The following is a 13,429-nucleotide window of genomic DNA, read 5'->3' as shown; positions in this document are numbered from 1 at the left end:
TCCCGGTAAGCTAGCCGCCATTTTCAGTAGACGGGCCTGTTTGCGACTGATCGGGGATTTTCGGTCGCATTTTTCAACTTTTTGGGCAGGCCCACAGAATTATCAAGGCGCGATATAAATGAACTTCAGTTTTCTCGAGTTTGAACAGCCAATTGCGGAACTGGAAAGCAAGATCAAGGAATTGCAGCATGTGGGCGACGACAACGAGCTCAACATCGCTGAAGAGATCACCCGCCTGCGGGAAAAGAGCGAGAAGCTCACTGAATCCATCTACTCCGACCTGTCGCCGTGGCAGATCGTTCAGGTAGCGCGGCATCCGCAACGCCCCTACGCAAAAGATTACATCGAGCGCATCTTCACTGACTGGGATGAGCTGCACGGCGACCGTCACTTTGGCGACGACCAGGCCATCATCGCTGGTATCGGTCGACTCGAAGGCCGCCCGGTTGCCGTGATCGGCGAAGAGAAGGGTCGTTCCGTTAATGAAAAAGTGAAGCGCAACTTCGGTATGCCCAAGCCCGAGGGCTACCGCAAGGCCCAGCGCATCATGGAAATGGCTGAGCGTTTCAAAATGCCGGTTCTGACGCTGATCGACACTCCCGGGGCCTATCCGGGTATCGACAGTGAAGAGCGCGGCATTTCCGAGGCGATTGCCAAGAACCTGGCAGTGATGTCGCGTCTGCGTACGCCGATCATCTGCACCGTGATTGGTGAAGGTTCTTCCGGTGGCGCACTGGCTATCGGCGTGGGCGATCAGCTGAACATGCTGCAGTACTCCACCTACTTTGTGATTTCCCCGGAAGGTTGCGCCAACATTATCTGGAAGACCGTGGAAAAGGCGCCGCTGGCAGCCGAGGCCATGGGGGTGACTTCCAGCGTGCTGGAAGAGCTGGGTATCGTGGATGAAACGATTCCTGAGCCTCTCGGTGGTGCCCATCGCGATCCGGACCTGATGGCCGCCCGTTTACGGGATCGTCTGTCTGAGCAACTGGACAAGCTCACCGCGACACCGCTCGATGATTTGCTGGAGAAGCGTTACCAGCGGTTGATGAGTTACGGCAATGTAACCGGCTGATACCGGTAGCCTGTCGCAATATTGGCACAAGTCCAAAACAACAACGGCAACTTCGGTTGCCGTTGTTGTTTTTAGGGTTGTTGTTTTTGCCGTTCCAGTAATGCAATTACAATCTATAAATATGGCGATAGCCGGCAACCGCCACCTGGAACGGTGTATGGTCCTGCAGGTAAAGTCGCAGGCAATCGGCCGCATCCGGTTCACCGTGCACCAGCATGATCTGCGTATCCGCTTTCAGGTTCGAGCCCAGTAGCCATTCGCCGAGTTCCACATAATCGGCGTGGGCGGACAAGCCCTCGAGTACTTCAACCTGCGCCTTGCAGGGTACATATTCCCCATGGATCTTTACGCTACTGGAGCCGGCCAGCATCCTCGCTCCACGGGTGCCGCCCGCCTGATACCCGGTAAACAGCAACGCCGCCCGATGATCCGGCAATAGCCGCTTCATATGGTGCAAAATACGGCCACCGGTCGCCATACCACTGCCGGCGATGATGATGTGGGGGTATTGGATATTTTCCAGTGCCTTCGATTGGTCGACACTGCGGGTGTACTGAATTCCCGCGCACATAAAGGTGCAATTCTCGGCACTGAGGCGGTGTTGCTCCGGATAGCGCGAGTAGATTTCCGATGCGTCTATGGCCATGGGGCTGTCGAGGATGATCGGAAGTTTGGGGATCTTTTTCTCGCGCATTAACGAAAGCAGTAAAAACTGCAATGTCTGGGCGCGGCCCACCGCAAAGCTGGGAATCAGCAGCACACCACCGCGTGCCACGACCCGGTTCACTATCTCGGCCAGTTGCACTTTGTGGTCGATCTGCGGATGGCGGCGATCGCCATAGGTCGACTCCATCAGTAACAGGTCGAGCGCAGGTAGCGGCCTCGGTGGATACATGATCAAGTCATTCACACGCCCGACATCACCGGAAAACCCGACACGCTTGCCTTCTGCATCCATGATCGCGCACCCGGCACCCAGGATATGGCCTGCCGGCTGAAAATGTAATTGTGCACCGCCGATATGAAATGGCTGGTCAAAGGCTACGGGCTGGAACAGTTCCAGACAGCGCTCGGCGGTCTCCCCGGTGTAGAGCGGCTCCGGGTGCGCGTGCTTCCCGAGTTTGTGGCGGTGATAGTAGTGGGCGTCTTCTTCCTGAATGCGCCCGGCATCCGGCAGCAGGATGGAACACAGATCCATGGTCGCGTGATGGCAGTACACCGGCCCCCGGTATCCCATGGCGTACAACCTCGGTATATAACCCGAGTGATCCAGATGGGCGTGGGTGAGCACGATACCGGCGATTCGACGGTAGTCGAACATCGGGGCTTCCCAGTTGCGCTCACGCAGCCATTTGTATCCCTGGAACAGGCCGCAATCCACCAGGAATTCGGTTTTTCCCTGGTCGATCGACACCAGGTGTTTCGACCCGGTAACGGTACCCGCTCCTCCCAGAAATGTGATGTTCATGGTTAGCGCCCCTTGCTCACACCGGGTTTTGCGGAGCCGGATATTTCAAACAGGTCCCGGTTCTGGTGAAAATAATCCCGGGCGTACGTCAGCTCACCCAACGTCGATGCGTACAGGGTGGCGAGAGGTTGCCGCGCCTCGATTCTGTCTCCCACTTTCGCTTGCAAACGCAAGCCAGCTTCCGGTGAAGAGGGCGCGCCAGCGACCTTTGCCAGGTGTGCGAGGCGCCGGTTGTCCATACTGCGTAGCAGCCCTGCGCATTCGCTGCGTAATTCCGTGTGATGACTGGCGATCGGTAGTTCGTGGAGTCCCCCCTGGGCCTCGCAAATGGAACGGAACTGTGTCCAGGCTTGTCCTGAGCGGAGAATCTCTCGTGCCTGTTGCATGGCTTCTGCTTCATCAGCACCGGTTGCCATCGATAACAGCTGCCCCGCGAGATACACCGCACGGTTTTCGAGGTCCGGCGGGGCGTTACGCGCATTGCGCAGCACGCTCAAAACATCCCGGGCTTCTTCCGCCGGACCAATACCGTTACCAATGGCCTGGGTGCCATCGGTCATCACACATCTCACCGTCAAACCGAGTGCCTCGGCGACATTCTGGAAGAGTTCCGCCAAAACGTCGGCCTGTTCCTGACTGCGTACCTTTGCTGTTTTACCGACCGGCATATCGATTAGGATATGGGTGGAGCCCGCGGCCATTTTCTTGGACAGAACCGAGGCGACAAGTTGGCCTTCGCTATCGAGATCCAGAGCGCGCTCGATACGGATCAGAAAATCATCCGTCGGGCTGAGGCCCACCTCGCCACCGGCGATCAGGCAGGCGCCGGTGCGCGTGATGACGCTGCGCAATTGGTCCAGTGGAAGGTCAACGTTGGTCAGTACCGCCATGGTATCGGCGGTGCCCGCGGGCGATGTGATGGCGCGGGAGGACGTTTTCGGAATGATCAGCCCGGCAGCGCTGACAATGGATACCACAATCGGCGTGGTGCGATTTCCCGGAAGTCCGCCGATACAGTGTTTGTCGAAGACTCGTTCGTGCTCGGGCCAGTGCAGCTGGTTGCCCACTTGTGCCATGGCTCGGGTCAGCGCAGTTGTTTCCGAGGCGGTGAGACGGCCGCCGGCGCAAGCGGAAATAAATCCGGCGATTTCAATGTCGGAATACAGACGCAGGTTGATGTCGCGAATAATGCTGTTGATTTCGTCCGCTTCCAGCGAATGACCATAGATTTTTTTGCGCAGCGCACTCAACGAATGAACCTGGGGCACATGGCCTACCGTTACCGATTGCCCGTGTGTCAGTGACAGGAATGCCCAGGCGCTGTCGGAAAAACCAATGCTACCGTGGGGCAGGATTTCTTCCGCCACCGTGTTGAGTGTGGCGATCAAGGTGTGGGAGTTGGCGTTGATCTGCAGTCGCGTATTGGCGGTATAGCCCTCTGCGCGACAGATGGCGCAGTCGGCGCGCATATAAACCAGTGGTTCCTGGTGGGTATCTATCCCCATTTTGTAGGCGTAAAGCGGCATGGCCCGAGACATGGCGTCTTCCTGGAAACATCATACGGGGCAGCCTGGCCGGGTAGGCGGAGCGTCCTGTGACCCCGCCGATCTCCGTCATTAGGTCATATCAGCCCTCTATTTAATTCAAGTTCGCTTATGTGATGGCCGCAAGTTAATGTGATCTTTGCGGGTGGCTTACGGAATCCCTGGCGATAGCGCGTTAATAGACTCCATATACCGTAAGTTGCCATCAACCCTTCAAATGACGCTTCCCACTTTTGCTTTCCTGTTGAAGTGAGCAGGATTTACGGCCTGTATTTCTTCCGTCTTATGTGCGTCAGGTCCGAGTCTGGCGGGTAAATACCTTTTTCTCTCCCGATTCCCGATGATTTCAACATGGGATATCCCTCCCTATTCAAAGCACATTAATTTATTCCCGCAGTTTCCCGGGCGAACGAAGTCGCCGGACATGACTGATGAAATATAAAAATAATCAGCGATAAACAGGAAATGCGTGATGAGGAAAATCAAAACTACGCGACACCTCCAGGGTGCCCTCGCGGGGCGGCTTGTGGCTGTTGCTTCTCTCTGTTCCATCTTTTCGTGGCCAGTCCTTGCTGCGGAGATTCTCACTTTAAATAAACCCGCTTCGGCGACGAGCGAAATTCAGTCGGCATCGTTGGCCTTTGATGGTAACCAGAATACCCGATGGGAAAGCGCACACCAGGTGGACCCAAGTAGCCTGACCGTGGACCTCGCGGATACCTTCCAACTGGAAAGCGCAACCATTTATTGGGAGGCGGCGAATGCTTCGGATTACATCATCGAAGGCAGCGCCAATGGCGTGAACTGGAACCAGATAGCAAGCTTTACCGGTGGTGCATTTGGCAACCGGACGGATGTTCTGCCGTTGACAGGAAACTACCGCTATGTGCGCATGAATGCCTTACAGCGCAGTGCGGAAAATGCCTGGGGCTATTCGATCTGGGAAATGGAAGTGGAGGGTACGGCGATTGTTGAAGTCCCAGCCGATGACAATATCGCGCTGCTCGGGAGTGCCAGTGCCAGTTCAGGGGATGCGTCCCAGGCGATCGATGGCAATGGCGGTACACGCTGGGAGAGCGATCACGCTGTCGACCCTTCCTGGATCGCGGTAGATCTGGGCGATAGCTACCCACTGTCTCAGGTGGTGCTGGATTGGGAAGCGGCGAATGCCAAGCGCTATGAGGTGCAGGGTTCCCTGGACGGGGCCAACTGGGACACGCTGCAAACCTTTAGCGGCGGCGAGTTTGGCAGTCGTACCGATGCACTGGCAGTCAGTGGTAACTACCGCTATGTGAGGATGTACGGCGCCGAGCGCAGCGACGGCAATGACTGGGGCTATTCGATTTGGGAATTCCAGGTCTTTGCGCGCGCGGGTGATATCGATCCGCCACCGGAGGTTGATCTGCCCTCAAATCTGCCGCCTCCAGACTTTTCAAACCTCACTTATAACACCCTGTATGACACGGTCTACACGCCGGAAAGTTCACAGGAATGGCGAGTCGAAGCGGACGGCACCATCGTGACCCTGGCCAGCGGACGCGCGCGCTCACGGCACGAATCGGAAGATATTTTCTATACCTTCCCCACCCATTATTTTGAACACCGCACCTTCGAGATCGAAATTCACGATCACACCCCGGCCGGTGAGAACCTGGTAGAGATTTTTTATCACCCCGAGTACGCGAACTATGTACCGCCCGGGTGCCGCTCCTCCTATAGCAATGAGTGGCGTGCAGACTTCAACAACAATGCCGGCATGGATGAAAAACTGCAGCAAGCGGCGGCAGACGGGACCGGTGAACGCTGGGTTTGCCGCATCCAGCGGGATGCGCACAACGGTGACGACGGTGTTATGCGCGTGGGCGAGTGGATGGAGTTTGAGCTGCAACAGTTTCTGGGGCGTTTTGAGGGTGACCCGAACGTGCGTGGGCAGGCCGTCTACTACACCGATACCTATCGGATAAAGCTCGGTCAGCCGGGCCTGTTCATTGTGAACGATGAAGTATTGGATGCACAACTTCGCAGTGGCGGCCGCGCATCGGCACCCTATGTTCGAGCAGGTGACGCAGTACCCGCGGCGGAAATCATTAGCGTGAATGCCGACAATACCGTCACCTATAAAGTGGCGAGTAATGGCAAGTGGACGCAAAAAGCCAATCCTTCCGGCGAGCTAGTGACCTTTCCCATTCTCGATGGCATCGATGTGTACGATAACTATGTCGTGGATAGCGGCGTTGCGGATTGGACAACGTATATGCGGGAGGGGCTGAACACACAGTGGGACACGCACAATGTGTTTATGCAGGGGCGCCGGGTATTCCATACGCGTTTTGACAGCGGCGTTCACGAGGAAGCGGGCAATCCCGATTTTCCCGAACTGGCGAACCTGGCAGATGGACTGCTGGTGAAAAACTCCTGCTTCGGTTGCCACATCAATAACGGTCGCGGCATTGCCCCCCAAAATAATCAACCGCTGGATACTCTGGTTACCAAAATCGGTAACGGTTATTTCGATGAATTGGGCAAACCTGAAGCGCACAGCTACTTTGGCAGTGCCCTACAGGGAACGTCGCTGAACTCGGCCATTCCCGCGGAGGCGAACGTTGTCGTCAACTACTCCACAAAAAGCGGAACTTTTAACGATGGCGCTGCGTACACCCTGCAGGAGCCTCATTACACCGTTGTAGCGAGTGACGCCGCCGGTGGGGCCGCGCCGTTTATTTCGCCGCGCATGCCACAAAGTATTACCGGCCTGGGCTTGCTGGAAGCGGTGCCGGAAAGCGAAATTCTGGCCTGGAAGGATCCGGATGACGCAAACGGTGATGGTATTTCCGGTCGCGCAAATGTTGTGGATTCACCGTCCGCCGGTGAGCGACAGATCGGTCGCTTTGGCTGGAAAGCGACCTCTTCAAGCCTGCTGGATTTCACCGCGGAAGCACTCAGTGCCGATATTGGTGTTACCACATCTGTACTGCCAAGCCCCGCCTGTGGCGCCGAGCAAACCGCCTGCCAGCAGAACTCCGGGCAGGGGGTGGAACTGAGTGATCTGCGTTTGCAGGAAATGGTTGTGTACCTGCAGGCCCTGGGTGCGCCGTCCCGCCGTCCCGATGAAGTGAATCAGCCAGCGGTTATCGCCGGGCAGCAGCATTTCAGCAACTTGGGTTGTGTCGCCTGTCATCGACCTTCCATGGACACCGGTTACCGCCATGATCTTCCTGAACTGCGCGGCAATACCATACGTCCCTACACGGATTTACTGCTGCACGACATGGGCGAGGAGCTGGCTGACAGTCTGACCGCGTCGCCGGCGCTCAATCGCGAATGGCGAACACCACCGCTCTGGGGACTTGGCATGTTGGAGGCAGTCAGCGGACACACAAGCCTATTGCACGACGGTCGGGCGCGCTCCATTGAGGAGGCAATTCTCTGGCACGGTGGGGAGGCCGCAAACAGTCAGGCGGGTTATCGGGCACTTGCGGCCGGACAGCGAGCCGAACTGATCGCGTTTTTGCGCTCGCTGTAAATCTCAAAAGCGCGCATCAACCAGGGAGCAGTGGGTGCCTTGCACATTGGGCAACGAATCCGAAGTTCTGCTCCCAACACTGAAACATCTACTGAATTACAAAAATAATCAGCGATAAATCAGGAAATGCATGATGAGGAAAATCAATAACACGCGACGCCTGCAAGGTGTCCTCGCGGGGCGGCTTGTGGCTGTTGCCGCACTAGTTTCCACTTTTTCATGGCCCGCTCTGGCTGCGGAAAACCTGGCCCTGAATAAACCGGTATCAGCGAGTACCCAGTTGCGTCCGGCGGCGGACGCGGTGGATGGAAGTGGTTACAGCCGCTGGGAATCCGAACATGGCGTGACACCCAGCTGGCTCAGTATTGATCTCGGGGCTTCCACGGAGCTCGGCAAGATCGAACTGGACTGGGAGGCGGCAAACCCGAAACGATTTGAGGTGCAGGGTTCAAATGATGGCAATCAGTGGACAACGCTGGCGTCAAAAAATGATGGCGTTTTCGGTAACCGCACCGATGTGCTGGATCTGTCCGGCAGCTACCGGCATCTGCGGGTAATGGCACTTGAGCCGAGTGAGGGTAACGCCTGGGGCTATTCGCTGTTTGAGGTCCGGGTGGAGGGCGAGGGCGGTGAGCCCACCGGGCCTGTGGCCTATGTGCCGTTGTTTCCGGAAGGGATTGAGGCACTGGAGCAGATTCAGTACACCGAGCCCGATGGCACCCTGGTAACCCTGATGGGCGCGCGACCGACCGAGCGTCACGCACGCGAGCGCGGAGAGCCCTGGGATTGGGAGGATGTGCAGCCTGGTCGATACCTGACATTCCCGCCGTTTTATTTCCAGAACCGCACCTTTGGCCTGGAGATCCGCGACAACGTGGCTGCGGGCGGCAACAAGGTGCAGTTCTACATGCACGTGAATGCCGGCTCGTTCTACGGCACCACCTTCAGCCTGTTCCGCAATGTACTGGACCCGACGGTGACAGAATTCGGCTGGTCGCTGAACTACGGTTTCAACAACCCCAATGAAGGTGGCCAGCCGCTGTGCCATGCGGGGGTGCCGGATTGCTTTATGGAAGTGGATTCCAACTGGCGAACCGATCCGCACAGCCCGTTGCAGGTTGGCGACAAAATTGAGCTGGCACCCGCGCCGCGATTGCAGACACCGGTGATCGATGGCGGTGGTGAGCGCTATTACTCGTTTGAACAACTTTACGTGGTCGGTGTGGGGATGCGCCCCTGGTACGGCATTCATCCCAACCTGGACTCGGAGCCGTTACCGTCAGAAACTCTGCTGGGTGGCGATACCAGTATTTCTTATAACTATTCCGAGGAGCCGATGCGGATGTTCCAGCAGATGGCGAATAATATCGGGATTCAAAACACCCAGCGCTTTGTCGAGGGCCGCAGGCTGTTCCACACTTCCTTCGACGATGGTGTTCACTCGGAATTTCCCAACGAAAACCCGGTATTTTCCGCACACAGTAATCAGTTAGGTCCACGTTTTAATGCGGAGCGCTGTATCGGCTGTCACATCCAGAATGGGCGCAGTGCGACGGTGGCCGTAGGCGAGACACTGGATACCCTGTCGGTGCTGACCGGTGACAGTAATAGCAACCCCCATCCGGTGTACGGCTTTAATATCCAGCAGCAGGCGCAGGATAGCGGCGCTGCGGATTACTCGGTGCGCATCCAGTCGATGCAGACCCAGTACCGGACGCTGAACGATGGCACTCAGGTGGAACTGCAAAAGCCGCTGTATCAGTTTGCGGGTGCAGTGCCGGATACCTTTTCCGTGCGCCAGGCGCCGCAGGTAATTGGCCTTGGATTATTGGAGGCGATTGATGAGGCGTACATCCTGGTCAATGTAGATCCGGAGGACAGCAATGGCGATGGTATTCGCGGCCGCGCGAATTTTGTGACGGATCCGGAAACCGGGCAAACCCGACTCGGGCGCTTGGGTTGGAAGGCGGCAAAAGCGGGATTGCGGCATCAGGTTGCGGAAGCATTGGTGCAGGATATGGGGATCACTTCACCGGTATATCCGCTGCGCGACTGCCAGAAGAGTGATGACAACTGCCATGTAGCGGGTGTCTCGACGCATGTCTCGGAAACCGAACTGACGCGTCTGCATCAGTATCTGGCGTTGCTGGGAGTACCTGCCCAGCGCAGTCTGCGCAGTGGCTACCCTGCGGGTATCCGCGTGTCGCCGGAGCACGATATGAACCCCCAAGAAATTACACTGGGGGAACAGAAGTTTGGTGACGCGGGCTGCACCGGTTGTCACAAGGCTTCGTTCACGACTTCGGACCGGCACCCGCTGGCGGAATTGCGCAATCAACAGATCAAGCCGTATACCGATCTGCTGCTGCATGATATGGGGCCGGATCTCGCCGACTCTCTTGCGCAAGGGGAGGCTGCCGGCAACTTGTGGCGGACGGCGCCGCTGTGGGGATTGGGCAGTCTCAAGTATGTTCAAAATGGCGAGGAGAATGTGCGTTACCTCCACGATGGACGGGCACGCACGCTGGATGAGGCGATTCTCTGGCATGGCGGTGAAGCCACTCAGAGTCGATTGAATTATGAATCGATGAGTGCTGGTGACCGCAATGCCGTAAAAGCTTTTTTGAACTCGCTTTGATGTCCTAGCCCCGAATTTTGGGGGTTCTTATGTCGTTTGGTGGCGTTAAAGCACCGGGTACGGGTTTTCAGGACCGCTGTGAATACATCCATGTACGCTGCGTCGGCGACGTCCCTGTCGCCGACGCTCCTGAAAACCCGTACCCGGCACTTTAACTTCGATTCGAAGGCTTCAGCTTCGTAAGAAAATTTACATACACAGACCGGTTCTACGAAGCCTAGGTGGCAGAGCTAAAGGTGAAGTGCTGGGGATCGGCTTTCGAAAGCGTCGCAAACAGGATGTTTGCGCCGCAGCGCCCAGGGATGGGTTCACAGCGGTTTCGAAAGCCGATACCCAGTGATTCACCGCCACCGTGCCTGCTTCAGTGCACTTCCGCTATGGCACCGAAATATGATCCGCGGCTATCAACCCATTTGCAGCAATTGCCCTGTGAATACGGGTGCAGGTCTTGGCGAACCTGGAGACCTCTCCAAGAGTCGGTTTCTCATCCGCTTCCAGGCGGCTTTCCCATTCCTCGATCTCCTGATCCAGATACTCCAACAACTTCTTCGCGCAACCCTGGCAAGGGCCCGCACACAGCTCGGCCGCCGGCATGGTGAAGGGCAGGGTGGTGCGGACTTCCGAGATGATCTCGCGCATGGCGGTACTGGTATCGGGCTTCATGGCTCCAGTTTAGGGTAGTCAGAACAATGCCCTAATTCGCTGTTTATGTCCCTAAATGACCAGCTGCGGGCCCGTGACTACTGGGTTTAAGCCTGTCATATGGGTAGACTGGCCATCGCTCAAAAACCGTTCGAACGAGTACGTTCGCATTAATATCAGTCACTATTCTAAGTGTGGGGGTCTTCCTTGGCGGAGCTGGGTTCGCTGTTAAGCCTGATGCCAGACCAGAGCCCCGGCCTTGCCCTTGGGCTGTTACTTGCTGTCTGCGTGGTCAGTGCGTTTATCTCTGCGGTGACCGGCGGCGCGGGTGGCATTTTGATGTTTGCCGCATTGAACGTGGTTATCCCGTTGCGTGCCCTGGTGCCGATTCATGGCGCCGTGCAGCTACTGAATAATCTCGCTCGCGTTGCCTACGTGCGCGAACATATCCGTTGGGAGCAATGCATCCCGTTTTTTATTGGTTGCACCCTGGGCTCCGCCGCTATGACCCTGGGGCTGGCCAATCTCGATTGGCAACAGCTGCCGTTGGTGTTGCTGGCAGTACTGATTTTCTACACCGTTTTCAAACCGAAAAAACTGCCGGAAATTCGACTGAAACCGCGCAATTTTTTCTGGGTGGGCATCGCGACCGGCACATTAGGTATTGTCGCGGGGGCGGTAGATCCGCTGCTGGCTGCTTTCTTTGTGCGCAAGGATATGACGCCCAAAGAGATTGTGGCGAACAAGTCCGTGATGCAGGCCTGGTGCCACGCGCTCAAGGTGCCTGCGTTTATTTATCTGGGGTTTGCCTTCTCCGATCACTTGGGACTGATCCTGCTGCTCACCGTAGCTGCGGTGATTGGTACCCGTATTGGTATTGCACTTTTGAACCGGATCAACAGCGAAGTCTTTTTCAATTTAATGCGTGCGGCACTGCTGATTGCCGGGGCGCGCATTGTTTACCAGTTGTTTGTAGCATAAGAATTTAGGTATATACGATGGCCGATTATCAGATTATTAATCCCTACAACGGCGAGCAGATTGAAGCCTACGACTTCCACACCAAAGAACGAGTAGAGCAGGCGATCCAAACCCTGGTGGCCGGCCGCCAAATCCAGCGGGCCACCCCCGCATTTGAGCGCTCGAATATCCTGATGAAACTTGCCCAGCTGATGCTGGAACGCAAGGAAGACCTGGCCCGTTTGATTTGTGAAGAAACTGGCAAAACCATCAGCGACAGCCGAATCGAAATCGACCGCGCCTACAACACCGCCCTGTCCAGCGCCATGGAAGCCCGCAATATCAACGGCGAAGCCCTCGACTCCGACGCCTTCCCGCCCATGCGCGAAAAAATCGGTGTGGTACTGTGGAAGCCGCTGGGCACCGTGCTGTGCATCACGCCATTCAACTTCCCGATCAACATCGCAGTGCACAAAATCGGCCCCGCCTTTGCCGCAGGCAACACCATCCTGTTCAAACCCGGCCCGCAAAACAAACGTTCCGCGGAGCTGCTGGTAGAAATCTGCTACGCCGCCGGCATGGACAAATCCGTACTGCAAATGCTGATCCCGGATATCGAAGCAACAAGTTACGCGGTGTCCCACCGCGAAATCCAAGCCATCAACTTCACCGGCGGCACCGCCGCCGCCAACGCCATCGCGAAGAACGCCGGCTACAAAAAAATGCTGTTCGAACTCGGCGGCAACGATCCCCTCATCGTCATGCCCGACGCCGACCTTGATGCCGCCGTAAACGCCACCATCAACCAGCGCTTCGCCACTGCCGGCCAACGCTGCACCGCCGCCAAACGCCTGTTCGTCCACAGCGAAGTATTCGAAGTCTTCACCGAAAAGCTCGTCACCGCCACCGCCAATCTAAACGTCGGCGACCCGGCTCTTGACGACACCTTCGTAGGCCCCTTGATCCACACCGCCGCCGCCGACGAAGTGGCAGGACGCATTGAATCTGCCGTACAGGGCGGAGCAAAGGTTCTGTTTGGTCACAAACGCGAAGGCAACATTCTCTGGCCAACCATCCTCGACAACGTCGCCGACGACGCCGAACTGGTTGCCGAAGAAACCTTCGGCCCGGTTGTACCGCTGCGCAAGTTCGACGACGAAGCCGAACTCGTGTCTCTTATCAATAACTCGCCCTTCGGCCTGCAAGCCGGCGTATTTACTCAAAACCTCGCCCTCGCCAAACGTCTATACAACCAACTGGACGTAGGCCTGCTCGCCGTCAACGACGGCCCGGGCTTCCGCGCCGAACATTTCCCATTCGGCGGTGTAAAGGAAAGTGGGGTAGGCAGAGAAGGCGTGAGCTACGCCATCCGCGAAATGAGCTATCAAAAAACACTGGTGATCTGATCAGTTGCTACAAAGTATTTAACTTGAATCGAAGGCCGGGTGCTGGGTGGAAGGTTTCAGGAGCGTCGGCGACAGGACGTCGCCGCCGCAGCGCCCAGGGATGGGTACACAGCGGTCCTGAAACCTTCCACCCAGTGCCCGGCCGCCACCGCAAGAGCTACGAAGCTCCCACT

Annotated in this window: 8 protein-coding genes; 5 read left to right on the top strand and 3 right to left on the bottom strand. The window is 56.8% G+C overall.

Features of this window, described 5'->3' with window-relative positions; genetic code table 11:
- Nucleotides 1–118 precede the first annotated feature (118 nt).
- The gene (locus M0G74_RS10755) at nt 119–1,075 is read left to right on the top strand and encodes an acetyl-CoA carboxylase carboxyltransferase subunit alpha (RefSeq protein ID WP_160154154.1); all 957 of its coding nucleotides are present in this window, start codon (nt 119–121) and stop codon (nt 1,073–1,075) included.
- 106 nt (nt 1,076–1,181) lie between these two features.
- On the opposite strand, the gene M0G74_RS10750 is transcribed toward M0G74_RS10755, so the two are convergent.
- Nucleotides 1,182–2,543 (bottom strand): MBL fold metallo-hydrolase, encoded by a 1,362-nt coding sequence (locus M0G74_RS10750; protein ID WP_248216657.1) that lies wholly within the window; start codon nt 2,541–2,543, stop codon nt 1,182–1,184.
- A gap of 2 nt (nt 2,544–2,545) precedes the next feature.
- A complete protein-coding gene (locus M0G74_RS10745) occupies nt 2,546–4,081 on the bottom strand; it encodes a thymidine phosphorylase family protein (RefSeq protein ID WP_248216656.1) in 1,536 nt (511 codons plus the stop codon).
- Between the two features lie 478 nt (nt 4,082–4,559).
- Here M0G74_RS10745 and M0G74_RS10740 point away from each other — a divergent pair, with 478 nt between their 5' ends.
- Nucleotides 4,560–7,610, top strand: coding sequence for a di-heme oxidoredictase family protein (locus tag M0G74_RS10740; protein ID WP_248216651.1), 3,051 nt, complete (start codon nt 4,560–4,562; stop codon nt 7,608–7,610).
- 130 nt (nt 7,611–7,740) lie between these two features.
- Nucleotides 7,741–10,248, top strand: coding sequence for a di-heme oxidoredictase family protein (locus M0G74_RS10735; protein WP_248216649.1), 2,508 nt, complete (start codon nt 7,741–7,743; stop codon nt 10,246–10,248).
- Between the two features lie 375 nt (nt 10,249–10,623).
- Here M0G74_RS10735 and M0G74_RS10730 read toward each other — a convergent pair whose 3' ends face one another.
- A complete protein-coding gene (locus M0G74_RS10730; protein WP_248216647.1) occupies nt 10,624–10,911 on the bottom strand; it encodes a hypothetical protein in 288 nt (95 codons plus the stop codon).
- A gap of 186 nt (nt 10,912–11,097) precedes the next feature.
- Between M0G74_RS10730 and M0G74_RS10725 the strand changes: the two genes are divergently transcribed.
- Nucleotides 11,098–11,871 carry a sulfite exporter TauE/SafE family protein gene (locus M0G74_RS10725; RefSeq protein WP_248216644.1) on the top strand — a complete coding sequence of 258 codons (774 nt, stop codon included), beginning with the start codon at nt 11,098–11,100 and terminating at the stop codon, nt 11,869–11,871.
- 17 nt (nt 11,872–11,888) lie between these two features.
- The gene (locus M0G74_RS10720) at nt 11,889–13,256 is read left to right on the top strand and encodes an aldehyde dehydrogenase family protein (protein WP_248216642.1); all 1,368 of its coding nucleotides are present in this window, start codon (nt 11,889–11,891) and stop codon (nt 13,254–13,256) included.
- The last annotated feature ends 173 nt before the right edge of the window (nt 13,257–13,429 follow it).

Origin of the sequence: Microbulbifer sp. CAU 1566 (assembly GCF_023156515.1) — a bacterium.
GTDB lineage: Bacteria > Pseudomonadota > Gammaproteobacteria > Pseudomonadales > Cellvibrionaceae > Microbulbifer.
The sequence above is the reverse complement of the archived record's forward strand: the minus strand, read 5'-3'. Positions and strand labels throughout refer to the sequence as shown.

Coding starts and splice junctions, on each gene's coding strand:
- M0G74_RS10755 (WP_160154154.1), top strand. CDS start 119: ATGAACTTCAGTTTTCTCGAGTTTGAACAGCCAATTGCGGAACTGGAA.
- M0G74_RS10750 (WP_248216657.1), bottom strand. CDS start 2,543: ATGAACATCACATTTCTGGGAGGAGCGGGTACCGTTACCGGGTCGAAA.
- M0G74_RS10745 (WP_248216656.1), bottom strand. CDS start 4,081: ATGTCTCGGGCCATGCCGCTTTACGCCTACAAAATGGGGATAGATACC.
- M0G74_RS10740 (WP_248216651.1), top strand. CDS start 4,560: ATGAGGAAAATCAAAACTACGCGACACCTCCAGGGTGCCCTCGCGGGG.
- M0G74_RS10735 (WP_248216649.1), top strand. CDS start 7,741: ATGATGAGGAAAATCAATAACACGCGACGCCTGCAAGGTGTCCTCGCG.
- M0G74_RS10730 (WP_248216647.1), bottom strand. CDS start 10,911: ATGAAGCCCGATACCAGTACCGCCATGCGCGAGATCATCTCGGAAGTC.
- M0G74_RS10720 (WP_248216642.1), top strand. CDS start 11,889: ATGGCCGATTATCAGATTATTAATCCCTACAACGGCGAGCAGATTGAA.